22 protein-coding genes, 1 tRNA gene and 3 pseudogenes are annotated in these 22,416 nt (G+C 73.0%); 14 read left to right on the forward strand and 12 right to left on the reverse strand.

The genetic code is table 11. The annotated features are described in order from the left end of the window. Nucleotides 1-21: 21 nt before the first annotated feature. Complete coding sequence (locus tag ACSUPR_RS16515) at nucleotides 22-507, reverse strand: NUDIX hydrolase (RefSeq protein ID WP_436885506.1); 486 nt, start codon at nucleotides 505-507, stop codon at nucleotides 22-24. Nucleotides 508-659: 152 nt separating this feature from the next. Between ACSUPR_RS16515 and ACSUPR_RS16520 the strand changes: the two genes are divergently transcribed. Continuing rightward, entirely contained in the window at nucleotides 660-1,931 is a 1,272-nt protein-coding gene (locus tag ACSUPR_RS16520; RefSeq protein WP_436885507.1) for a hypothetical protein, read from the forward strand. A 6-nt stretch (nucleotides 1,932-1,937) separates the two neighbouring features. Here ACSUPR_RS16520 and ACSUPR_RS16525 read toward each other — a convergent pair whose 3' ends face one another. The 3 genes from ACSUPR_RS16525 to ACSUPR_RS16535 all read right to left on the reverse strand — a co-directional run bounded on the left by ACSUPR_RS16525 (nucleotide 1,938) and on the right by ACSUPR_RS16535 (nucleotide 4,676). Further along, nucleotides 1,938-2,492 (reverse strand): hypothetical protein, encoded by a 555-nt coding sequence (locus ACSUPR_RS16525; protein ID WP_436885508.1) that lies wholly within the window; start codon nucleotides 2,490-2,492, stop codon nucleotides 1,938-1,940. Between the two features lie 928 nt (nucleotides 2,493-3,420). Beyond that, nucleotides 3,421-4,059, reverse strand: a complete 639-nt coding sequence (locus ACSUPR_RS16530; protein ID WP_436885509.1) for a hypothetical protein — start codon at nucleotides 4,057-4,059, stop codon at nucleotides 3,421-3,423. 2 nt (nucleotides 4,060-4,061) lie between these two features. Then, nucleotides 4,062-4,676: a hypothetical protein gene (locus ACSUPR_RS16535; protein WP_436885510.1), complete on the reverse strand. Its 615-nt coding sequence runs from the start codon at nucleotides 4,674-4,676 to the stop codon at nucleotides 4,062-4,064. Nucleotides 4,677-5,432: 756 nt separating this feature from the next. On the opposite strand from ACSUPR_RS16535, the gene ACSUPR_RS16540 reads away from it, so the two are divergent. After that, entirely contained in the window at nucleotides 5,433-5,594 is a 162-nt protein-coding gene (locus ACSUPR_RS16540; RefSeq protein WP_436885511.1) for a hypothetical protein, read from the forward strand. A gap of 197 nt (nucleotides 5,595-5,791) precedes the next feature. Continuing rightward, on the forward strand, nucleotides 5,792-8,704 hold the full coding sequence (locus ACSUPR_RS16545; protein ID WP_436885512.1) for a BTAD domain-containing putative transcriptional regulator: 2,913 nt from the start codon (nucleotides 5,792-5,794) through the stop codon (nucleotides 8,702-8,704). On the opposite strand, the pseudogene ACSUPR_RS16550 reads toward ACSUPR_RS16545, so the two are convergent. Then, nucleotides 8,637-9,625, reverse strand: a pseudogene (locus ACSUPR_RS16550) (oxygenase MpaB family protein). The gene ACSUPR_RS16545 and the pseudogene ACSUPR_RS16550 sit on opposite strands and share 68 nt — an antisense overlap. Here ACSUPR_RS16550 and ACSUPR_RS16555 point away from each other — a divergent pair. From ACSUPR_RS16555 to ACSUPR_RS16580, 6 genes and pseudogenes are all read left to right on the forward strand, one after another. Beyond that, nucleotides 9,546-10,070, forward strand: coding sequence for a hypothetical protein (locus ACSUPR_RS16555; protein ID WP_436885513.1), 525 nt, complete (start codon nucleotides 9,546-9,548; stop codon nucleotides 10,068-10,070). The pseudogene ACSUPR_RS16550 and the gene ACSUPR_RS16555 overlap by 80 nt on opposite strands. Nucleotides 10,071-10,571: 501 nt before the next feature. Continuing rightward, a complete protein-coding gene (locus ACSUPR_RS16560; RefSeq protein ID WP_436885514.1) occupies nucleotides 10,572-11,117 on the forward strand; it encodes a lytic polysaccharide monooxygenase auxiliary activity family 9 protein in 546 nt (181 codons plus the stop codon). A gap of 216 nt (nucleotides 11,118-11,333) precedes the next feature. Beyond that, nucleotides 11,334-11,456: pseudogene (locus ACSUPR_RS16565) on the forward strand (ATP-binding cassette domain-containing protein); the annotation flags it as partial. A gap of 80 nt (nucleotides 11,457-11,536) precedes the next feature. Continuing rightward, nucleotides 11,537-11,656: pseudogene (locus ACSUPR_RS16570) on the forward strand (ABC transporter permease); the annotation flags it as partial. A 61-nt stretch (nucleotides 11,657-11,717) separates the two neighbouring features. Beyond that, entirely contained in the window at nucleotides 11,718-11,903 is a 186-nt protein-coding gene (locus ACSUPR_RS16575; protein WP_436892224.1) for a hypothetical protein, read from the forward strand. Between the two features lie 59 nt (nucleotides 11,904-11,962). Further along, on the forward strand, nucleotides 11,963-12,310 hold the full coding sequence (locus ACSUPR_RS16580) for a ribosomal protein L7/L12 (protein WP_436892036.1): 348 nt from the start codon (nucleotides 11,963-11,965) through the stop codon (nucleotides 12,308-12,310). A 13-nt stretch (nucleotides 12,311-12,323) separates the two neighbouring features. Here ACSUPR_RS16580 and ACSUPR_RS16585 read toward each other — a convergent pair whose 3' ends face one another. Further along, nucleotides 12,324-12,800 (reverse strand): hypothetical protein, encoded by a 477-nt coding sequence (locus ACSUPR_RS16585; protein ID WP_436885515.1) that lies wholly within the window; start codon nucleotides 12,798-12,800, stop codon nucleotides 12,324-12,326. A gap of 443 nt (nucleotides 12,801-13,243) precedes the next feature. Between ACSUPR_RS16585 and ACSUPR_RS16590 the strand changes: the two genes are divergently transcribed. Further along, entirely contained in the window at nucleotides 13,244-13,450 is a 207-nt protein-coding gene (locus ACSUPR_RS16590; RefSeq protein ID WP_436885516.1) for a hypothetical protein, read from the forward strand. A 367-nt stretch (nucleotides 13,451-13,817) separates the two neighbouring features. After that, nucleotides 13,818-13,973, forward strand: coding sequence for a hypothetical protein (locus tag ACSUPR_RS16595; protein ID WP_436885517.1), 156 nt, complete (start codon nucleotides 13,818-13,820; stop codon nucleotides 13,971-13,973). A gap of 93 nt (nucleotides 13,974-14,066) precedes the next feature. Here the strand turns inward: ACSUPR_RS16595 and ACSUPR_RS16600 are convergent, their stop codons facing one another. The 3 genes from ACSUPR_RS16600 to ACSUPR_RS16610 form a co-directional block, all read right to left on the reverse strand. Next, the gene (locus tag ACSUPR_RS16600; protein WP_436885518.1) at nucleotides 14,067-14,618 is read right to left on the reverse strand and encodes a hypothetical protein; all 552 of its coding nucleotides are present in this window, start codon (nucleotides 14,616-14,618) and stop codon (nucleotides 14,067-14,069) included. A 238-nt stretch (nucleotides 14,619-14,856) separates the two neighbouring features. Beyond that, nucleotides 14,857-14,930, reverse strand: a tRNA-Pro gene (locus ACSUPR_RS16605). A gap of 74 nt (nucleotides 14,931-15,004) precedes the next feature. After that, on the reverse strand, nucleotides 15,005-15,934 hold the full coding sequence (locus tag ACSUPR_RS16610) for a metallophosphoesterase (RefSeq protein WP_436885519.1): 930 nt from the start codon (nucleotides 15,932-15,934) through the stop codon (nucleotides 15,005-15,007). A gap of 167 nt (nucleotides 15,935-16,101) precedes the next feature. On the opposite strand from ACSUPR_RS16610, the gene ACSUPR_RS16615 reads away from it, so the two are divergent. Beyond that, complete coding sequence (locus ACSUPR_RS16615; RefSeq protein WP_436885520.1) at nucleotides 16,102-16,557, forward strand: GatB/YqeY domain-containing protein; 456 nt, start codon at nucleotides 16,102-16,104, stop codon at nucleotides 16,555-16,557. A gap of 112 nt (nucleotides 16,558-16,669) precedes the next feature. Here the strand turns inward: ACSUPR_RS16615 and ACSUPR_RS16620 are convergent, their stop codons facing one another. Continuing rightward, nucleotides 16,670-19,054, reverse strand: a complete 2,385-nt coding sequence (locus tag ACSUPR_RS16620; RefSeq protein WP_436892037.1) for a penicillin-binding protein — start codon at nucleotides 19,052-19,054, stop codon at nucleotides 16,670-16,672. Nucleotides 19,055-19,484: 430 nt separating this feature from the next. Between ACSUPR_RS16620 and ACSUPR_RS16625 the strand changes: the two genes are divergently transcribed. Beyond that, nucleotides 19,485-19,829 carry a WhiB family transcriptional regulator gene (locus tag ACSUPR_RS16625; RefSeq protein ID WP_436885521.1) on the forward strand — a complete coding sequence of 115 codons (345 nt, stop codon included), beginning with the start codon at nucleotides 19,485-19,487 and terminating at the stop codon, nucleotides 19,827-19,829. Nucleotides 19,830-19,962: 133 nt separating this feature from the next. Here the strand turns inward: ACSUPR_RS16625 and ACSUPR_RS16630 are convergent, their stop codons facing one another. Beyond that, nucleotides 19,963-21,093: an ArsA family ATPase gene (locus ACSUPR_RS16630; protein WP_436885522.1), complete on the reverse strand. Its 1,131-nt coding sequence runs from the start codon at nucleotides 21,091-21,093 to the stop codon at nucleotides 19,963-19,965. After that, complete coding sequence (locus ACSUPR_RS16635) at nucleotides 21,090-22,127, reverse strand: ArsA-related P-loop ATPase (RefSeq protein ID WP_436885523.1); 1,038 nt, start codon at nucleotides 22,125-22,127, stop codon at nucleotides 21,090-21,092. Before ACSUPR_RS16635 ends, ACSUPR_RS16630 begins: the two co-directional genes overlap by 4 nt. A gap of 115 nt (nucleotides 22,128-22,242) precedes the next feature. Here ACSUPR_RS16635 and ACSUPR_RS16640 point away from each other — a divergent pair, with 115 nt between their 5' ends. Further along, the gene (locus ACSUPR_RS16640) at nucleotides 22,243-22,416 is read left to right on the forward strand and encodes a DUF4177 domain-containing protein (protein WP_013156298.1); all 174 of its coding nucleotides are present in this window, start codon (nucleotides 22,243-22,245) and stop codon (nucleotides 22,414-22,416) included.

Below are 22,416 nucleotides of genomic sequence, written 5' to 3' on the forward strand. Positions count from 1 at the left end.
CGGCCAGGACGCCCGCCCGGCTCAGCCCGCCGTCTCCACGGCCTGCCGCAGGTCCGCCACCAGGGTGGGCCACGCCGACCGGAACGCGGGCAGCAGCGGCAGCGACTCCGCCTCCGCCACCGGCACCCACCGGACCTCGAGGCTCTCCTCGTTGCCGGGGGAGAAGGGAGCCAGCTCCGGCACGCTCAGCAGGAACGTGTCGTACCGCCACACCGCCAGGTCGTGCTCGTGCACGCCCACCACGGTGTACCCGCCGAGGTCGCCCGCGATCTCCTCACGGAACTCCCGGACCGCGGCCTCCAGCGGCGTCTCGTCGCGGTTGCGCGCACCGCCGGGGATGCCCCACATGCCGCCCATGTGCGTCCACTCGGCGCGGTGCTGGAGCAGCACATGTCCGCTTCCGGCCACGTCGGTCCCGTACAACAACAGCCCCGCGGCCCCGTAGACTCCCCAGCGCCTGGACCCGTCCGGCAGGTGCACCCAGCCGTTGCCGTCGCCGTCCTCCATCAAGCCCTCCTGAATTCCCGCGCGCCCGGCACCCGCGCGCCGGCCGCACCGCCCGCGACCGGAAGCCGGACGCGGTCCGCCGGGCCTCTCCACAGCCCTCTACTCTTCGAGAACCGATGGTCCGCTCGACGACTTCCGCAGCCCTCCTGCCCGTGTACGCACTCAGTCTGGCCGCACGCTACTGGGTCCCCCTCCTGTGCGTCCACACCGTGGGCATGCTGGTGCACACGGTGTTGATGCGCGGCCTGGTGCGCCTGGCCGGTGTCGAGCAGACGCTCTCCATGGCGGGCCTGGGCCTGACCCTGCTGGTCACCCTGGTCACGTTCGTGATCATGTTCCAGCTGCTGCGCCCGGGGCTGCCCATGATCGACGCCGAGCTGAGCTCGGAGGTGGTCCGGGAGGACAAGCGCGGCTTCGCCGAGCGCGAGCGCCGGGTGGTGGACGGGGTGGCCCTGGCGATCCTGCCGTTCCTGCTGTTCTACGCGGCCTGGGGGCTGATCCGCGAACAGTACGACGTCTACAGCATCGCCCTGATCAACAGCGGCGGGCTGGAGGCGTTCGCGGCGCCCCTGCAGGTGCCCTGGTACGGCCTGCCGCTGGTCGTGGCCGTATCCGCGTGGCTGCTGCGCAAGCTCTGCTCGCACCTCTACCGGAAGCGGCACAGCGCCGTCCTGGGCGTGCTCACCGCCCTGTTCGAGGGCGTGTGGGTGTTCATGTTCCTGTTCTCCCTGGGATCGGCCATCACCCAGGCGGAGCTGTGGCTGACCGGCCGGGTCTTCTGGGTCGAGATCCAGAGCGGGGCCAGGGACGTGCTGAACGGGGTCGGCGGTCTGATCGGCCGGCCCGACCTGTACGACCAGATCCGGGTCTGGCGGGCCGCCGTGTGGAAGGCCGTCTCAGCGGGGTTCGTGGGACCGCTGCTGTGGCTGACGATCGCCGCGGTGATCTACCGCGCCCAGGTCGACGACCACGACAGCGTTTTCGAGGAGCGCCGCGCCCGCGGCACCTTCGACCGGGCGGTCAACCGGCTGGCCGGCACCGGGCGCTTCTTCGACCGGATCCTCGGCGGGGACCTCAAGGACCAGCTGTACCCGTGCCTGAACGCGCTGCGCTTCGTCCTGCTCCTCGGGCCGGTGTTCTACCTGTCGTACTCCCTGTACTTCGTCCTGCTGGAGGTCGCGTTCACCCGGCTGCACCGGCTGGTGTTCCTCCTGGGCGGACCGGGCCCGCTGCACGCCGAGTGGTGGCCGTGGCTGCAGCCCATCGACTTCGCGGTGACCTCCCTGCACATGCTGATGCGGGTGTGCCTGCTGGCGGCCGCTTTCGAGATCGCTCTGCGCAGGGCCGAGGAGGACAGCGTCGGGCGCCGGGTGCGCCGGGCCGCGACGCACGTCCCCTCCCGCAGCTCCCGCCACGCCCGCTGAACCCTTCTAGTCCAGGGGCTCGGCCTCGAACACGAGGGAGTCGGGCCGGGGGCGGACGGGGTCGTCGGAGGTGTCGACGGTGACCTCGAAGCGCAGGTCCCCGACCGCGTCCGCGGGTACCAGGAACGACAGGATGATGGACTGCTCCTGCCCCGGGGCGATGGTCTCGCCGTCGGCGGTGGCGCAGCCGTAGGCTCCGTCGCCCGCCTCCTCGCCGAAGTCGCGCATGGAGAACAGGTGCGTGCGCTCCCAGGAGCGCCCCCGCCCGTCCACGGCCCGGAATTCACAGCTGTGGCGCAGCAGTTCGGCGGACTCCTCGTCGCCGGGGGTGACGCGGAAGCCGACGTCGAGGAGCTCCACCCCCTCGGGCGGGGGCTCCGACCCGCCCAGGAAGCCGGTGATGTAACCGGTAACCCGCCATTCGCTGCCCGCGAGTTCCGCGGTGTCGCCGACGTCCACGGGCCGCGGCTCGGGCGGGATCGCTCCGGCCTCGCGCCCGGCCCGGACCTCCGTCATGTAGGGCCAGACCAGCATCACGGGGAACAGCAGTACCAGGACCACCGCGTAGGGCAGGTGCAGGCGCTTCCACAGCGGACGGGCGTGCCGGACGGACCGGCCCCCGGCCCCGGTGGGCGGTGGCGGTCCGCCGGGGGCGCCGGCCGGGGGAGCGGGCTCTCCGTGGGCCGGGCGCCCGGGGCCGGGCGGGCCCCCGTACACCCCGGAGCCCGGGTGCGGTCCGGGGCGTGCGGGCCCGTCGAACGCCCCCCGTGCACGGTCTTCGCCGCGCGGGTCCTGCGATGGGTACGCCCCGGGGAGCCGCCCGCTCCCGGGCCGCTCCCCCGGGTACCCGCCGCCGTCCGGCGCCACAGGACCGTCCACGGGGTTCCGCGGTGCCCGGCGGCGCCCCCCGCGCGGGTACGCGTCCGAGCCCCGGCCCGGAGGAGTCCCCCCGTCGCCGGGTCCCTGTCCTCGGTGCCTTTCCACGCGCGGATACCCGTCCGGGTCCGCACCGAAGGGCGCCCCTCCGGCCGGTGCCGCGCCGCTCCCGGGGCCCTGCGGTGCCCGGCGCGGTCCGCCGCGCGGGTCCTGCGGCGGGTACGCGTCCGGGGCCGGGCCGGAGGGCGCCTCCCCGTTGCCGGGTCCCTGTTCTCTGCGCCGTCCACCACGCGGGTCCTGCGGCGGGTACGCCCCGGAGGGCCGCCCGCCCCCGGGCCACTCCGCGGCTCCCGGAGCCCGGTCCACCGGCCCCGGCCGCCTCCGTACGGGACGGCGGGGGATCCGCCGGTCCGACGGCTCGGGACGCCCCCCGGCCCCGGGCCCGGGGGCTCCCCCCGGATACCCGCCGTACCCGTCGGGCCGCCCCACCGGGGGCGGTCCGGCCGGCGGCCCGGGCACGCGGTACGGCGACGCGGGCGGCTCATCGCCGCCGGAGCCGCCACCGGGCCCGCCGCCGCGACGGTCCCCGCGGCGGTCTCCGGGCTCCCCCGGCTCATTCGGACGCATCCGCCGGCTCCCCCGTGTCGCTCTCACCCATGTCGATCTCGGGCGCGGCCAGGACCACCGCGTCCGCCCCCGGCTCGGCGTCGACCCCGCCCAGGTCGATCTCCACCTGGGAGGACAGCCGGCGTTCGAACCCGGGCCGGTGCGTCAGCACCAGCGTCGGCCCGTCCAGGCGGTCGGCGGGCACCTCGAACACGAACGCCCCCCGCTGCGGGATGCCGGGGGAGAAGGTCGCCTGCTCCAGGGACGCCCAGAACCAGCCCCGCTCCTCGTAGACCACCCCGCCGGACATCCGCAGCTCAGCCGAGACCCCGTGGACCGTGTCCTCCAGGGCGTTCACCCGCGTCCACACGACCACCCACACCCCGTTGGCCGGAACCTTCTCGGGCTCCCCGATGACGCTGCCGGTCACCTCGATCTCGGCGGCGACGTCCACCCGGGTCACCTCGGCCTCGAACGCGCGGGTGGCCACCGCCGCCCCCCGCGCCCCCGCGGTCGCGACGGGCGCGACCAGCGCCTGCCCGGTGACGATGAAGCGCTGGGCGAAGAGGATCGCGGCGATCAGGCCCACGCACAGCACGAAGGCCAGGACGCGGCGGCCGGGGCCGGAACGGGGCTTGGAGCGCACGGTCAGCCCTCCCGGAGCGGAAGGTCGACCGTGCCGACGCTGGAACCGGGGATCGCGCTCCACAGGAACCCGTTGCCGTCGGTCACGGTGATCTTCTCGGTCTGGCGCACGGTGATCCGGACCGCCTCGACCTCGTCGGGGGCGACACCGGAGGGCAGGGGCCAGCTGATCAGGGCCTCCTCCGGCATGTGCGGCTGCAACCGCGAGGTGACGCCCTGGGGGTAGCGCGCCAGGGTCAGGTCCGGGAACTTCACCTCGTGCTCGCCGGGCAGCAGGCGCACGTCCATGGTCGAGGCGATGTCGAACATCGAGACCGGCAGGTCGGAGCCGTGCAGCTCCACGTTCGCGAGGACCCGGACGACCGCCCCCTCCACCTCGTCGGAGGCCGGCTCCGCCTCCTGCGGGGTGATCCTGTACAGGATGTTGCGCAGTTCGGTGCCGGGCGGTTTCGGCTCGGGGGCGGCGGCGTCGAGTCCGCCGAACAGGTACAGGCCCAGCACCGTGACCGCGACGGCGGCGGCCCCGACGGACAGTATCGCGGCACGCAGAACACGGTCGCCGGGGAGGAAGGGAAGGGGGCGACCGGGGGTTCCGTCCGAGTGGGCGTGATGGGCCACGCGCCGCAGTTTAGGTGCAAACGTCGCTGACGTGCCGCAAACGGCCGGAAGAGGTCACACCGGTACCGCCGACCACTTCCCGCACGGATGCGGTGCCCGCCGCCGCCCGGCGGGAGACCGCTCCCCCCGGGGACGCGCGGGCGGCGCCCGGCACCACCTCCGCGTGCTCTCCCGCTTCTCCCGGACGGCTTCTCCTCTCGGGTCCTCCCGGGCGGGACCTCCCGTTCCCGAAGAAGTGTCACCGCCGGGGTGAATGGTGCTCGGGGCGCCGTTTGCCCGATGTCCGCCGGGGTATCGGAAAAGGCGAATGTCTCACCCCGGGTGCACTCCCATTCCACTCTGCGTCGTTCCCGCTCCGTTTTCCGGAGGCGGCCCCGGGTGGCCGACGGACTTCCGGGAAAACCGCCGTCCCGCCCCGCGCGGGTGTTCCCGTGCCACGTCCGCGGGCACCGCCCCGCCTGCGGGCCGCCCCCGCCCGGGGCTGTAAGTGGACTGAAAGCGGCGTGGAAGAGACTCGGTCCAGTGTTGAACACGTTCGGCACGACCGGCCGCCGCGAGAGGACGGCTCGCGAACCCTTCGGCCGGGTCGGCGTTCGTTGGACACATGCCACCCGTGGCGTTCCCGAGGCGGAGTCCGCCACGGGTGGCCCGTCCGCCCGAAGGGCGGTGAAGTCCGTGATGGTTCACAGAAGAAGACGTAGGGCCACCTTGCGGCTCTACGCGAGTGCGGTGAGACGAGGATTGCGAGTCCCCCAGATGCTGACTCTCGATGACCGGTTCGAGGCGATCGTCGCCGACGTCGCTCCCGGGGCCAAGATGCGCCCCTTCCAGGAGCCCGACCCCCAGGTGCCGGCCCCGGCCGGGGAGCCGGACAGAGAGGTTCCGGCCGGAGCGGAACCGGGGGAAGAAGAGAAGTAGCGATCTGAAGTAGCCGAAAGGTCACTCCGAGTATCTATTGCAGAGGGGGATACTCGGAGTCTTTCGCACGCCCGGATTCCGGTTTTGCGCAATTCACCTTGCTAGGGTTGCTCCTTGTGGAATTCGGTGTGCTCGGCCCCATCGCCGCCTGGTCCGAAGGGCGTCCGGTTTCGATCGGCGGACCGCGGCAGCGCTGTGTGCTCGGCGCACTTCTGGTGGACCTCGGGCGCGAGGTCACCGTGGACCGGCTCATCACTTATCTGTGGAGCGACGACCCGCCCCGCACCGCGCGTTCGGTCATCCAGGTCCAGGTCTCCCACCTGCGCCGACTTCTCCCCGACCGTATCTCCACCACCGCCGGCGGCTATGTCCTCGACGTCGACCCGGAGAGCGTCGACCTGCACAGGTTCCGCCGTCTGCGGGACGACGCGGCCCGGTCCGAGCCCGAGGCCGCGCTGCCGCTCCTCGAGCGCGCGCTGGCCTGCTGGCGCGGAGTCCCGTTCTCCGGGGTCGGGTCGGAGGCCCTGGAGCACACCGTGGTCGCGCCCCTGCGCGAGGAGCGCTGGGCCGCCGTCATCGCCTGGGCGACCTGTGCCCTGGAACTGGGCAGGTACGGCGCGGTCGTCTCCCGCCTGACCCCGCTCGCCGGGGAGGAGCCGTTCCGCGAGCGCCTGCACCACCTGCTCATCACCGCCCTGTGGCGGGACAACGAGAAGGCCCGGGCGCTGGCCGCCTACGAGGACTTCCGTGCGCGCCTGGCGGACGAACTCGGGGTCGACCCCGGCCCCGAACTCACCGCCCTGCACTCGCGCATCCTCCAGGAGGACGCCGATCAGGTCCGGGAGACGCCCGCGGGGCGAACGGAATCCGGGAGGCCCTACCGGATCCGCAACGACCTGCCCAGGGACCTCCCCGACTTCACCGGGCGCCGCGACGCCCTGCGCCGCCTGGAAGAAGTGTCCCTGGGCTACGGGGGGCGGGCGGAGGTCTGCGTCATCACCGGCCCCGGGGGAGAGGGCAAGACCACCACGGCGGTGCGCTTCGGTTACGAAACCGCCAAACGTTATCCCGACGGCCAGCTCTTCATCGACCTGTACGGCTACACCGCGGGCAAGGAGCCCCTGGACGCGTCCTCCGCGCTGGGCTCCCTCCTGCGCGCGGTGGGGGTGCCCCCCGAGACCATCCCCGAGACGCTGGAGGAGCGGGCCGCCCTGTGGCGCGCCACCCTCATGGGCCGCCGGACCCTGCTCATACTGGACAACGCCGCCAGCTACGCGCAGGTCAGCCCGATGCTGCTGTCCTCGCCGGGCTCCCTCACACTCATCACCACCCGCAACGAGCTCTCCGGGCTGAGCGGGGCGCGCTTCGTCTCCCTCGGGATGTTCGACGAGGAGTCCTCCCTGGAACTCTTCTCCCGGGTCCTGGGCGAGGAGCGCGTCCGGCGGGAGGAGGACCTGGCCCGGCAGATCGCTCGGATCTGCGGCGGCCTCCCCCTGGCCCTGCGCGTGATCGCCGGCCGCATGCTCAGCCGCCCCCGGTGGACCTTCGAGCACGTGGTGCGCCGGCTCACCGAGCAGAACCGCAAGTTCCGCGAGCTCCAGGTCGACGGGCAGAGCGTCGAGACCGCCATCGACCTCTCCTACCTCAGCCTCACGGAGGAGCAGCGCCGTGCCTTCCTGACCCTGGGGCTGATGATCGGCAACGTCATCGACCTGGCGGGCGGTGCGGCCCTGCTCGAGGGTTCGGCGGAGGACTCCGACGACATCCTCCAGGAGCTCGTCGGCGTCTGCCTGCTCGACGAGCCCCAGGGGGACGTGTACCGCATGCACGACCTCATCAGGGAGTTCGCGCTGAACCGGGCGGTCGCCGAGTTCGGCGCGGAGCGGGTGGAGCGGCTCAGGACCCGGCTGGCCGAGCACTACCTGGCGACCGCCCAGCACGCCGCCGAACTCCTGGGGCCGCGCGCCCTCGAGAACGAGGAGGCGCTCAAACAGGGCTACCGGACCGAGCTGCTGAGCCGGTCGGACGCCGAGGCCTGGTTCGACCGCCACCGGGACAGCCTGGCGGACACCATCGACCACTTCGCCTCGCACGACCGGGGCGAGTACGCCTGGCGCATGGCCGAGTCGGTGTGGCGCTTCTACGCCCTGCACCGGCAGATGGGCCTGCTCATCAGCTCCCAGGAGCGCGCCCTGAAGATCAGCGACCGGCAGGGGAACCTCCGGGGGCGCGCCGTCACCCTCATCGGCCTGGGCATCGCGCACTATTTCTCCGGCCGCTTCGACGACGCCCTGCGGATGCTCCTCGAGGCCAGGGACCTGCTCACCCGGGTGGGCGACAGCCGGGGCATCATCCGGGCCCTGGCCAACCTCGGCATGGTCTACGAGCGGGTCGGCCGCCTGCGGGAGTCGGCCGAGGCCATCCAGGGAGTGCTCGACCACGCGGTGTCCCTGGGCGACCAGAGGCTCGAGGCGCTCCAGTGGGGGAACCTGGCGGTGGTGCGCCAGAGCCTGGGCCAGTACCGCGAGGCCCTGCACTGCGCGGAGCAGGCGCTGGCCAAGGCGTCGGAGGAGGACCACCAGGAAACGATCACCCTGGTCAAGCGGGTCATGGGGGAGGCCAAGGTCGGCCTGGGCGACGTCGACGCGGCCCTGCTCGACCTCGACGAGGCCCTGGAGCTCTCGCACCGGCTGGGCCTGGTCGGCGACCAGATCTACATCCACAACTCCCTCGGCATCGCCTACCGCGCCGCGGGGTGCCCGGAGGAGGCCGTCGAGGCGCACCGGGCCGCCCTGGCCCTGGCAGAGGAGTCCGGGGACCGGAGCGGCGACGCCGAGATCCTCACCGACCTGGGCATCACCCACGCCGACGCCGGGAGCCACGAGGAGGCCGCGGCCGCCCTGGAGAAGGCGCACGCCATCGCCCTGGAGCGCGACGAGCGCTACATGGTCGCCCGTGCCTGCCTGGCCCTGGGCACCCTCCCCGCGCCCACGGTGACCGCGGACCGGGCCGAGGAACTCCTGCGCACGGCGGCGGAGATCCTCACCGAGGTGGGGTCGCCCGACGCCGAACGCGCCCGCGCGGCCCTGGCCGACCGCCTCGGCGGCTGAAGCGGACCGGGTCCCCCGCCCGGCGCATCGACCACAGGCACACGGTGGCCGGCAGCACCCGCACCGGCCGGGGCACACGGGGGTAGACGGCCCGGGTGACGGCCAGGATCCCGTCGAACACCCGCTGCCTGCCCGGCGACCAGGGCAGGCCGAACCCCTCGCGCAGCCGCTCCGGGAGCAGCCCCGCGGTGAGCAGCCGCTGGAGGGGCATCAGCACCCGCAGCACCGGCTGTCGGGGACGGAACAGGCGGCGGGTGATGTCGCGGGCCTCCTCGCCCACCTCCAACCGGGCCAGCGCACTCTCCCAGTAGGCGTCGAACGCCTCGGGGGTGTCCGGCCAGGCATCGGGGGCAGGCCCAGCGCGGTGCCGAACACCGAGGCCTCCCGTAGGAAGAGCGCGTACTCGTCCTCGTCGCGGAACCCGCCGAACACCAGGGTGTGCAGGCGGGCGGCGTTGTGGCAGAGCGTGGCGGCGACCCACAGCAGGAGCTCGTCGTCCAGGGCCCGGTAGCCGGGGCCGTTGACCTTCCTGTGCATCGCCTTCACGACGGCGTGCAGGCGTTCGCGCTCCTCGTCGGTGCCGTAGACCGTCCCGTAGACGTAGGCGAGGGTGCCGAAGAGTCGCTTGAAGGGGCGGTCGTCGAAGTCGCTGTGGTGGTACACGCCGTGCGCGACGCTGGGGTGGGCGATCTGGAGCAGTACGGCGTACCCGGCCCCACCCAGCAGGCAGGCCTCGGCGGTGATCCGCCGGAGCGGCGATCCATCGGACGGTCGGCCCATGCCCAGGATGGTAGGAGAAAACCGCTTCCCCCGGTGGTGGCACGCGCCGTACCGTCCCCTCATGGGAGCCATCCGCGACGACGACACCGCCCTCCTGCGCCTGCTGGACGAGGGCGGGCGGAACCGGATCGACGCCGCCATCCGGGAACGGGGATACCTCGCGGGGGTCGTGGCGGTGCGGGAGGCCTTCCTCCCCTGGGGCGGCCTGCACCTGTACGACGCCCGGGACATGGTCCTCGCGCGGTTCGCCGAACTCGGGATCGACCCCTGCCCGCCCACGCCCCCGCTGGACGTCGATGGACTGGTCGCCCGGGCCCGGGCGTACTCCTCCCGGCCCCGGGAGATCGCGGCGGTCTGGGACGGCGACGACTTCGGGTGGTACCTGGTCCTGGAGGCTCCCTGCGAGGACGGGTCGATCCTGCACCTGGGGCGGCTCCGCCGCCGCGACGGCCTCCGTACCTCCACCGGGGAGGTGCCGTCCCGGCCCGAGGCCGTGGAGGGGCGGGAGGTCGGTACGGCCCTCGCCGCCCGGCTCGGGGTTCCGTTCCGGTTCGACCACCCGGACACCCCGGACTTCTCGGACTGACGCCGGATCCGGTCCGGTCGGGCCCGACCGGGCTCCCGTGAGAGGGGCCGCCGGAGTCGGGTAAGGGAAAACTATCCCTTTGGTGAGGTCCAGTGCCCGGGCCCCGCCGACCCGGATTGGTCTACACCTCTCTCCGCCCGGACCGCACTCGCGCTCGGCGCCCGTCTCTCCTGCTCTCACTCCATGTGCCCGAACGGTCGCCACCCGTACCAGTGGGCGCGGGGTGCGCAGTGGTCCGGAACGCGGTCCGGTCCCACCCTCCCCTTCCGTGTCACCAGGCCCCTTGCACTCTTCGTCACAGCCTGCCTACGGTCTTGCGCGACGGGCGGGAACCCCCGGTGCACAGGGGTTCCGGGACGACGATGTCCGGTGCCCGGGGCCCATCCGAACCCCGAGCGCCCAGCCCCGCCCTGGACCGGACACGGTCCGGGTCATCCCGCTACGCGTCCCCCGCCTGCTCCGGCACGCACGGGGACCATGACCCGCACGGAAGGGCCCCGCATGCAGATCCGCACGTCCGACACCCCCCGCAAGCACCGCAGGCTCCGCGCCGCGACCGCGCTCGCCGCCGCCACCACCCTCTTCTTCGGCCTCATGCCCGTGGGAACGGCCAACGCGCACGGCTACATCTCCAACCCGCCGAGCCGCCAGGCCCAGTGCGCCGCCGGCACCGTCCAGTGCGGCCCCATCCAGTGGGAGCCGCAGAGCGTCGAGGGCCCCAAGGGGCTGACCAGCTGCTCCGGCGGCAACGAGCGGTTCGCCGAGCTCGACGACGACAGCCGCGGCTGGCAGCGGACCGACGTCGGCCGCACCCAGGCCTTCACCTGGACCATCACCGCCAACCACCGCACCTCCACCTGGGAGTACTACATCGGCGGCCAGCGGATCGCGGTCTTCGACGACGGCGGCGCGCAGCCGCCCTCGACCTTCTCCCACACCCTCGACCTGTCCGGCTACAACGGACCGCAGAAGATCCTCGCGGTGTGGAACGTCTACGACACCGCCAACGCCTTCTACGCCTGCATCGACGTCAACGTCCGCAGCTGACCTCCACCACACCCCCCGTGCGGCCCCCGGCCCGGCCCCGCGCCCGGGCCGGGGGCCGCGGCCCGTTGGTCCGGCACCGGAAGCGGCCTACCGTTCGAGCATGGACACCCGAGCGGTCACCGAGCGGTCACGGCGACCGGGCCGACCGTCCGGCGCGGCGGTCAGGACGTCCTCACCGCACCCGACCTGAGCGTTCCGGCGGGCGAGGTCGTCGGCCTGCTCGGGCCCAGCGGCAGCGGCAAGACCACGCCCATGCGCGCCGTCACCGGCGTGCAGCGGATCACCGCGGGCACCGTGACGGTGCCCGGCCACCCGGCCGGAGCGGCCCCGCTGCGCACCCTGATCGGGTACGCGGCGCAGACCCCCTCCGTCTACGCCGACCCCACCGTCCGGTCATCGCGGTGGCGTTGGGGCCGGGCATGGAGACCGAGGGGGCCCGGGGGACATCCGGCGCGATCGCCCTGGCCGACGCGCTGCTGGGGATCGCCCTGGGGCTGTTCGCCAGCGCGTTCGCCCGCACCGAGTTCCAGGTGGTCCAGTTCATGCCGGCGTTCGTCATGCCGCAGATCCTGCTGTGCGGGCTGTTCGCCCCGCGAGGACATGGTCGACCTCCTGTACCGGGTCTCCGCGGTGATGCCCCTGTCCTACGCGGTGGACGCCATCACCGAGGCCGTGGAGCAGCCCGACGTCACCGGCGCCCTGCTCGCGGACACCGGGATCGTGCTGGGCTGCGCCGTGCCGGCACTGCTCCTGGGGGCCGCCACCCTGCGCCGCCGGACGCCCTAGGACCCGCTGGGGCTACACTGCGGGCGGAACGGAACGCTCCCGGAAAGGGCCGCACGGCCATGGGTTTCCTCGACGGATTCCGCAAGCCCCCGGCGCCGGTCCGGCCCCTGGACCAGGCCACCGTGGACGAGGCCCTCGCCCTCGTCCGGGCCCGTCGCAAGATCGAGGCCATCAAGGTCGTGCGCGAGCGCACCGGCATGGGCCTGGCCGAGGCCAAGGACACGGTCGACGCGCTGGAGCAGGGCCGGTCCGTCCCCGTCGAACCGGCCCCGGGCCACAGTCTCGCCGACCGGGTCCGCGAACTCCTCGCGCGGGACCGCGTCGCCGACGCCGTCGTCCTGGTCTCCCGCGAGACCGGCATGACCGAGACCGAGGCCGCGCGCTTCATCGACAGCCTCGACCGCTGACCCCGGTCGGCGGTCACCGGCGGCGCAGGTGGGCGCTGCTCGACGGCAGGAACATCGCGGCCATCGCCCCGAGCACCGCGGCGATGTGCAGCCCCCGCACCGCGTAGTGGAGCAGGTCGGCCCCGCCGGCCGCGGCCAGCGCCGCCCCGACGTTCCCGTCGGCGGCGAACCAGTCGGCCAGCGGCACCACCAGGGACGCCAGCCCGATGCAGCCGAGCAGGACGGCGAGCACGCCCCGGGCCCAGGGGCGGCCCCGGTACAGCTGGAGCACCAGCAGCGTCGCACCGCCGTAGACCGCCGCGCGCAGCGCGATGTGCGCGGCCACCCCGGCCCCGAACCCGTCCGCGGCGATCTCGCCGGTGGCCCCGATGACCGACTCGACCACCCCCGCGCCGATCGCCGCCAGCCACAGGAGACAGGCCGCCCGTAGCGCCGCCGGAGGCCTCCCCCGGCCTGGGGGGCGGGCGTCGGTCCGTGTCGTCGTCTCCATCGTGGCTCCCGGTCCGTCCCGTCGTCGATGGAACGAGTCTGGTCCGCCGGGCCGCCCGGATCAGGGGTGCCCGGATGCCGGTTCCGCAGTGGTGCACACCCCCGCACCCGGGGGCCCGCACCCCGGCCCGGGGTGCAGTGCACACCAGCCCCCCACTCCTCGGGAGGCGGGAGAAGAACAGCGTGCTGTGGCGGTGCACGGTTGGTTCACCGCCTCCGGACCGGTCCCACTGCACGATGCCCGAAGCCGGTGCGAACCCTCCCAATGTCCGGCCCTCCACGAACCGGAGCCCTTCGTCATCGCACCACGGTCGTCACGCCACCCCTCCCACGCGGGGATTGGCTGCGGGCGGAAGTAACGGGTCGGCCCGCCCCTGTACGCCGGTGCTACCGTGAATCGAACGTGCTCCACTCCCTCCGCCCGGAGCACGGAAGGGAACCGTCATGGCAGACCCGACCAGCACCACCGGTGATCGATCCACTCCCGGAGAGCAGGACCACGAGGGCGTCGAGGTGCTCGTAGAGGGTCTGGCACCGACGTGGGCCGGCCGAGACCTGGAGGCGTCGGCCGTCAGCGACGACGAACGGCTCGGCACCTTCCAGCGCAACCAGCTGTTCGAGGCGATGGGGGACACCCCCGAGACCGCCTGAGGCCCGGAGCCCCGACCGGGGCAGTCGGCTGATCACCTCGGACGTGAGCCCCCTTCCCGGTGCCGGTTCGGCCGTTCTCGTGCCTGTTCTACAAAAAGGGGTGCGGCTCCGGCCGGGTGGCCGGGCCATGGTGGACGGCGGATCGTGGGATCGCGCCCCGCGTGCCGGGGTCATCCTGGGCCAGCACGTGCTGGCCTCGCGCACCGGAACCGTGACCCTTTCCCACACACCCTCGGTCCGGGGTACCAGGCTGCGCCCCGAAGGGCCCCGGCCGGTCCGCCCCCGAAGGTCCGTCGTCCCCGCCCCGGACACAGCCGGAGGGGTCTGACGTGGCCGGTAGCGGGACGGCACCTATTCTGGGGCCATCATGTACACACCTCCCCCGCCCAACGGGCGCCCGCCGACCCGCATCCCCACCGCTGCGAAGATCGGGATCGGCTGCGGGTGCCTGGTCGCGCTGGCCGGGATCGGCTTCGTGTTCCTGCTGGCCTACGGCGTCGTGGCCGGGGCCGCAGGGGCGTGATCCCCGCCCCACCTCGAAGGGGTCTCGACAGGGGGAGGGCGGGTTCACGTCACCGCGGGGGATGCAGAGCTGCGGTCCCTTCGCCGGTCGGAGTCAGTCCTGGAGCGTCCACTCGCAGCCGCCGGACAGTTCCAGCGCCGCATCGGACTCGGATACCTCGACGGTGCCGGGGCCCTCGATGTTGTTGTTGGCGATGATGTCGTCCAACTCGCCGGACAGGCCGGACAGGCGCGCGTAGTAACACATCGGGAGGAAGCCGTCGGGGTCAGGGCCGTCGGTGGTGTAGATACCGGGCTCGATGTCGTCGCCGACCCGGTGCACACCGTCTCCCACGGAGGCCGAGGTTTCCTCTTCCTCGGGGGTCTCCACCGCGGCGGGTTCTTCCTCGGCCTCCTGTGCGGCCTCCGTCTCTTCAGAGGGCTCTTCCACGGGCTCGGGAGAGGCGGATGCGGACGGGCGGGCCTCAGGAGTGGTGTCTCCGGAGAGAAGCGACATACATCCGCCCAGGAGCGCGAGGAAGAAGAAGATGCCGAGGCAGCCGCCGCAGCCGATGCCGATCTTGGCACCGGTCGACATGCCCTGCTTCGGGGGCGGCCCGCCGGAGGGCGGGGGGTAGGGCATCTGGGGGCCGCCGGGGTAGGACATGGCGATGCTCCGGTTTCCTGGGAGGGGTGCGACGGGAGCGGGCGGCCGCGGGAATGCGGCGATCGTAGCCGTTGGTGGCGGCGGGTACGGGGGGTTTCGGAAAAGAGGCGGGCTCCGCCATGGGGCGGCGCCTTGCAGAAGGGGAGCCACTCTCCCCCGGGTTCTCCGCGCGATGGGAACGGCTCAGGGGACCGAGAACGCCGAGAGGCCGGTCCCGAAGGACCGGCCTCTCGCTCTGTCGGGGTGGCGGGATTTGAACCCACGACCTCTTCGTCCCGAACGAAGCGCGCTGCCAAGCTGCGCTACACCCCGAAGCAACGAGCCCAAGTCTAGCGGACGTCGGGAGTGCTCGGGTAATCGATTACGGGACTGTGGCCCAGGCCTCCTCAGTCCTCTCCCGGACCTCCCACGAGGTCCAGAAGCGAGGCCTCCGGGCGGCAGCAGAACCGCACCGGTGCGTACGGCGAGGTGCCCAGTCCGCCCGAGACGTGCAGCCACGCCCCGGCGTACTCGTTCAGCCCCCACGCCCGCCGCCGGTCGATGCCGCAGTTGGTGACCAGCGTCCCGTAGAACGGCAGGCACAGCTGGCCGCCGTGGGTGTGCCCGGCCAGCATCAGCTGGTAGCCGTCGGCCGCGAACCGGTCCAGGTTGGCCGGCTCGGGCGAGTGCAGCACGCCCAGCCGCAGGTCCGCCGACGGGTCGGCCGGGCCCGCGATCTCGTCGTAGCGGTCCAGCTTGATGTGCGAGTCGTGCACGCCCCCCAGCGCCACATCCAGTCCGCCCGCCTTGAGGGCCCCCCTGCGGTTGTTGAGGTCCAGCCAGCCCGACGCGGACATCGCCGCGCCCAGCTCGCGCCAGGGCAGGTCCGGCACCCGGCGCTTGTTGTAGTCGGTCTTGCTGGTCCGCCACAGGTAGCGGGCCGGGTTCTTCAGCTGGGGCGAGAACAGGTCGTTGGACCCGTACACGAACGCGCCCGGCCGGTCCAGCAGCGGCCCCAGGGCGCCGATGAAAGGCTCCACCGCCTCCGGGTGCGCCAGCGAGTCCCCGGTGTTGACCACCAGGTCGGGCTCGTACCGCTCCAGGCCGCGGATCCAGTCGATGAGCATCCGGCGGCCCGGCGTCAGGTGTGCGTCCGACAGGTGCAGGATCCGCAGGCGCGGGCTGCCCGGGGGCAGCAGGGGCAGCTCGTACCGGCGCAGCCGGAACCAGTTGCGTTCGATCACCGAGGCGTACGCCAGCCCCGCGACTCCGACGGCCCCCGTGACCGCGACCGCCCGGCCCGTGTTGCGCAGGAGTCGTCCCTTGTCGATGCCCATGCGGCCTTCTTCCTCGTCGGGCTCGGATCGGGGTGCGGACACGCGCTCCGCACGGACCGGAGAGGTCGCGAGACGCCGTTCCGGCACCCCCTCCGATGGTCTCAGATCAGCGCCGTCCGCGCACAAAACGTTGGTGGCCCCCAGGGGGACCACCGTAGGATCGGCCCATGTCCGAACTCAAAGACCGCCTCAAGAACGACCTGACCACCGCCATCAAGGCGCGTGACAAGGTGCGCACCGGCACCCTGCGCATGGTCCTGGCCGCCATCTCCACCGAGGAGGCCGCCGGCTCCGCCCAGCGCGCCCTCGGCGACGACGAGGTCGTCAAGCTGCTGACCCGTGAGGCCAAGAAGCGCCGCGAGGCCGCCGAGGCGTTCGACAAGGGCGGTCGCCCCGAGCAGGCCGAGGCCGAGCGCGCGGAGAGCGAGGTCATCTCGGACTACCTTCCCAAGCAGCTCACCGACGACGAGCTGTCCGCCCTGGTCGCCGCCGCCGTCGAGGAGGCCGGCGCGCAGGGGCCCCGGGACATGGGCAAGGTCATGAAGGTCGTCAACCCCCGGATCGCCGGGAGGGCCGAGGGCTCGCGGGTGGCCGCCGAGGTCAAGCGGCGGCTGGCGGGCTGACCTCCCCCGGGCCGCGGGGCGGGGCCTGTGAACGCCCGAGGGGGCCGCGGCGTGCGCCGCGGCCCCCTCGGTGTCTCTCGGGGCCTCCGCGGCCCCCTCCTCTTGTGTTCCGCTAGTCCCGCGGACCGGTCGTCGGCACGTGCGCCGGCCGGCCCCGGAACCAGCCGTCGTCGTCCTCCGGCGCGTCGGCGGTCCCGCCGCCCCGGCTCAGGAAGACGTTGACCGTGGCCCCGCGCGGCAGCCGTGTCCCGGGGTCGGGGTTGACCGCGGCCACCCTGCCCTCCGGCTCCCGCGAGTTCAGGCGGGTGCCGGACACGTTCACCGTGTACCCGGCCTCCTCCAGGGTCGCCACCGCGTCGGCCTCGGTCTGCCCGATCACGTTGGGCACACCGCCGTCGTCGGACGCAGGGCTGGGGTCGTCGTCCGGTTCGGCCGAGGGCGGCCTGGGCACCGACGTGGACCCGAACCTGCCCGGCGCGGACGCCAGCTGCTCGACCTCCAGGCCCTCGTGGGCCTTCTGGAAGCTCTCCTTCCAGATCTGGCCCGAGATCGTCGCCCCGTACACCACCGAGTAGTACCGGTCGCCGATGGTGACGTTGCGCAGCGGGTACTGCTGCGGGCCGCGCGGGTCGGCGACGAACACCGCGGACGCCATCTGCGGGGTGAACCCGGCGAACCAGGCCGCCGCGGAGCCGTCGGTGGTGCCGGTCTTGCCGGCCGCCGGTCGGCCGATCCCCAGGGCGCTGGCGGTGCCGCCGTTGAACGTCTGCGACAGCAGGTAGCTGACGCCGTCGGCGACGTCCTCCTCCAGGACCCGCTCGCACTCCGGCTCGATCTCGATCGTGGTGCCGGCCTGCTTGTCGTCGATGCTGGTGATGGCCTGCGGCTCGCAGTACATGCCGCCCGAGGCGAAGGTCGCGTAGGCGTTGGCGACCCGCAGCGGGGACACCTCCTCGCTGCCGAGCGTGAAGCTGCTGTTGGCCAGCGAGTTCTCGTTCTCGGTGAACAGGGTGCCGTCGGCGCGCTTGAGGCCCAGCTTCTCGGCCATCTCCATCACGTCGCAGATGCCGACCTTGGCCTGCAGCTGAGCGAAGTAGGTGTTGGACGAGGCCTTGGTGCCCGACACCATGTTGTGCGTGGTCCCCGACGCCGTGTCGCCGGCGTTGCTCGGCGTCCACGTCGCGAGGTACCCGCCGTTGCAGCTGCGCTGCCCGGACACCGACACGCTGGTCGGCGAGTTGAACGCCGTGCTGAACGGCAGCCCCTCTTCCAGCGCCGCCGCCAGGGTGATCGCCTTGAACGTCGACCCTGCCTGGAAGCCGGTGCTGCCGCCCCGGTCGGCGTCGGTGGCGAAGTTGATGGAGGTCTCGCCGAGCTTGCTCTCGTCCGGACCGTAGTTGCGGCCCTGCGCCATGCCGAGGATCTGTCCGGTGCCGGGCTCGATGATCACCTGGGCGGACACCTTGCGGGACTCGTTCTCGCGCGGCACCCACTTGTCGACGGCCTCCTGGGAGGCCTGCTGGACCTGGGGCCGCAGGGTGGTGTGGATCTCCAGGCCCGCCGTGCGCAGCCAGCGCGCCCGCTCGGTCTCGTTGGGGCCGAACCGCTCGTCCTTCTCGATCTCCTGGACCACGTAGTCGCAGAAGAACGGCTCGTCGCTGGGGACGCACCCGTTGGGCGGGGTGTCCAGGTCGACCTCCAGCGGCTCCGCCTTGGCCTCCTCGGCCTCCGCCTCCGTGATGGAGCCCGAGGCGACCATGCGGTCGAGGACGACGTTGCGGCGCTCGACGGTCTGCTCGGGGAAGAAGCGGGGGTTGTACAGGTAGGGGTAGCGGACCAGGCCCGCGATGGTCGCCGCCTGGTGCAGCTCCAGCTCGCTGGCGGGCACGTTGAAGTAGTGCTGGGCCGCCGACTCGACACCGTAGGCGCCGTCGCTGAAGTAGGCGATGTTGAGGTAGCCCTCGAGGATCTCGTCCTTGGTCATCCGCTTCTCCAGGGCCACGGCGTACCGCAGCTCCCGGATCTTGCGGGCGATCGTCTCCTCACGGGCGCTGTCCAGCTCCTCCTGGGAGGTGGCGGCCTCGATCTGGACGTTCTTGACGTACTGCTGGGTGATGGACGAGGCGCCCTGGGTGTTGCCCCCCAGGGTGCGCAGGGCGGCGCGCAGGGTGCCGGCGACGTCCAGCCCGCCGTGCTCGTAGAAGCGAGCGTCCTCGATGGCGAGGATGGCGTCGACCATGACCGGGGAGACGTCCTCGAGGGCGACGAGCTCCCGGTTCTGGTCGAAGATCTCGGCGATGACGCCGCCCTCGGCGTCATAGATCGTGGAGCGCTGCGGGGGAGGCGGCGTCTCCAGGTTGCTGGGCATGTCGAGGAACCCGGCGGCGACGTTGCGCGCGGTGATGCCCACACCGCCGACCGCGGGCAGCGCCAGCGCGGCGACCAGAAGGCCCGCAATCGCACTGACGACGACCAATTGGCTGATTCTCTGAAGCAATGTCCCCTGACCCACCCCATCAGACTAAGTGACCACATGAGCGCGGAGAGGTGCGCTGTGGATCGGATGGTGCTCGGACGTACCGAAACGCCCGCGGCACCGCGCGGGCCCTGCCACCAGACCATCTTTTCACGTGTTATCGCAGCCCCTGCGGCCTTCGGTTCGGTTGCGCAGGGGAGCCGGGCCATCACGGCGGGAGGGTTCGCGCCAGCCGCGCAATGGCCCGAGCGGACCATATTCGGTGAGATGGAAAGTGGGTCGAGTGGGTTCTGTCGCGACGGCCCCGGAGTCCGTAACTTTCTGCACAGCGGGGCGGGCCTTCGTCCGTTCCACTCGTCAGCCGGAGCCTACCCTTTCCCGGCAACCGCTCGGAGCACACGGATACCCGGCCTCCCCGCGGTCACGGCCCACCCACGGGGGTGCAGCGCACATGTGGATTCACCAGTGGACGACCCGGGCACGCTGCCGCAGGGTCGATCCCGACGTACTGTTCGTCCAGGGCGCGGCCCAGAACCGCGCCAAACTCATCTGCCGGGACTGCCCGGTGCGCACCGAATGCCTGGTGGACGCGCTGGACAACCGGGTGGAGTTCGGGGTGTGGGGCGGTATGACCGAGCGCGAGCGCCGGGCGCTGCTGCGCAAGCACCCACAGGTCACCGACTGGGCCCCGGTCCTGGAGGTGGCCTGCCGCGAGGGTGAGGAGGACCTCGTCCGCGACCTGGTCCGCCACGCGGACGCCGCGGTGGCCGCCACCGCGCCCGCCGACCGCCCCTGACCGCCGCCCGCCCCTGACCGCCGACCGCCCCTGATCCGCCGGCGTTCCCGCCCGTCCGCTCCCCACCGCCCAGTCCGGCGCCCTGCTTCCACTCGGCGCCCCGCTCTGCTCCGCGCCCCCACCGGGTCGGCCGCTACGCCTCCCGGGCCAGGGCCCGGCCGATCCCGCGCAGCCCGTCCAGGTCGTGCACGTCCTCGGGCAGGGCGGGCACCTCCGCCACCGGCACCCCCGGGTGGGCGGCCTCCGTCCGCTCCCGCAGCCCCCGCTCCCGCAGGTGGGTGCGGACCAGGTCGGCGTGCAGCCGCAGTGCCGCCGCCGCCCCCGGATGCGTCCCCGCCGACTCCAGCGCCTCGGCCGCCGCCGTCGCCGCGTCGGCGCCCAGCCCTGCGCCGGCCCCCGCCGGCAGCGGGTGCGTCCGGTTGAGCACCAGCCCCGCCAGCGGCATCGCGTCGGTGGCCAGCCGCCGCATGAAGTACGAAGCCTCCCGCAGTGCGTCCGTGTCCGGCACCGCCACCACCACGAACGCCGTCCCGGGCGCCTGGAGCAGCCGGTAGGTCCGCTCCGCGCGCTCCTGGAACCCGCCGAACACCGTGTCGAACGCCGCCACGAACGACCGCAGGTCGTTCAGCAGCTGCGCCCCCAGGATCCTGCCCAGCACGGACGTGACCAGCCCCATGCCGGCGCCCAGCAGCTTGAACGCGCCGCTGGGCGCCGGAGCGCTCAGGAACCGCACCAGCCGCCCGTCCAGGAACCTCCCCAGCCGACCGGGCGCGTCCAGGAAGTCCAGCGCGGACCGGCTGGGCGGGGTGTCCACCACGATGAGGTCCCACTCCCCGGACTGGCGCAGCTGCCCCAGCTTCTCCATCGCCATGTACTCCTGCGTTCCGGAGAAGCTCGTGGAGAGGGTCTGGTAGAAGGGGTTGGCCAGGATCTGCCGGGCCCGCTCCGGGTCGGCGTGCTCCTCGACGACCTCGTCGAAGGTCCGCTTCATGTCGAGCATCATCGCGTGCATGCTCCCGGGGGTCCCCTCCGGCAGCGGCACCGGGCTCGGGGTGTTGCCGAGCGACTCCAGTCCCATCGACTGGGCCAGCCGCCGGGCCGGGTCCACGGTGATCACCACCGCGTGCCTGCCGCGTTCGGCGGCCCGCAGCCCCAGCGCGGCGGCGGTCGTGGTCTTGCCGACCCCGCCCGCCCCGCAGCACACCACGATCCGCGTCCCGGGGTCGTCCAGCAGCGCGTCCACGTCCAGACGTGCGGCGCTCACCGGCGCACCCCCTGTTCGGCCATGCGGCGGGCCAGTCCGTCCAGTGCCGCCCGGTCCACCCCGCCCTCCAGCAGGGGCAGCTCCAGCAACGGCGCCCCGGCGCCCGCCAGCTCCCCGCGCACCCGCCGTTCCAACAGGACCCGCCGGGCGTGCGCGCCCACCTCGCCGGCCAGAGACTCCGCCAGGCCTCCGGGGTCGTCCAGCCGGGCGGCCTTCAGCCCGGCGGCCAGCTCCTCCAGGTCGACCTCCCCGGCGGCCGCGGCCGCCAGCGAGTCGGACGGCAGCAGCGGCGGACGCACCATGTTCACCACGACCATGCCCACGTCCAGGCCGAGCGCGCCGACCTCGGCGATACCGTCCCGGGTCTCCTGGGCGGGCATCTCCTCCAGCAGCGACACGAAGTGCACCCGCGTCCGGCCGGAGCGGATCACGTCCATCACCCGGTCGGCGTGGTTGCGGATCGGCCCCACCCGGGCCAGCCCCGCCACCTCGGAGTTCACGTTGAGGAACCGGCCGATGCGCCCGGTGGGCGGCGCGTCCATGACCACGGCGTCGTAGTGGAAGGGGCCCTCCTGGCGGCGCCGCCCGCCCTCCCGGCGGCGCACCGCCTCGGTGGCCTTGCCGGTGAGCAGCACGTCCCGCAGGCCCGGCGCGATGGTGGTGGCGAAGTCCACGGCGCCCAGTTTCGTGAGGGCCTGCCCGGCCCGGCGCATCCCGTAGAACATCTCCAGGTACTCCATGAGCGCCGCCTCGGCGTCCGCGGCCAGCGCGAACACCCGGCCGCCCCCCGGCACGGCGTCGACCTCGCGCTCCTCGTAGGGCAGCGGCGGCAGCCCGAACAGGGTGGCGAGGCCCTGCCGTCCCTCGACCTCCACCAGCAGCACCCGCCCGCCGTCGGCGGCCAGGGCCCGGGCCAGCGCCGCCGCCACCGTCGTCTTGCCGGTGCCCCCCTTGCCGGTGACGATGTGCAGCCGGGCGCCCGCGCATGCCCGCGCGGGGTCGGGATACCGTGCTCGGTCCTCTCGCTCGCTCACCCCACGGAGTCTATGCGGGCGTCATCCCCGCGCACGGGGGACCGCCCGGATGAGTAATGTGGCGGCGTCGACGTGCCCGGACCCGCCGGGCGCACCGCACAGGGGGTAGTGACACATGAGCAAGTGGGAGTACCAGACGGTGGCGCTGCTGTCGCACGCCACCAAGCAGATCCTCGACAACTGGGGCGCCGACGGCTGGGAGCTGGTCTCCGTCGTCCCCGCGCCGCTGCCCGAGGGCACCGACCCGCGCAACCAGCAGTACGTCGCCTACATGAAGCGGGAACTCTAG

This window comes from Nocardiopsis dassonvillei (assembly GCF_964273065.1).
GTDB classification, from domain to species: Bacteria; Actinomycetota; Actinomycetes; order Streptosporangiales; family Streptosporangiaceae; genus Nocardiopsis; species Nocardiopsis dassonvillei_B.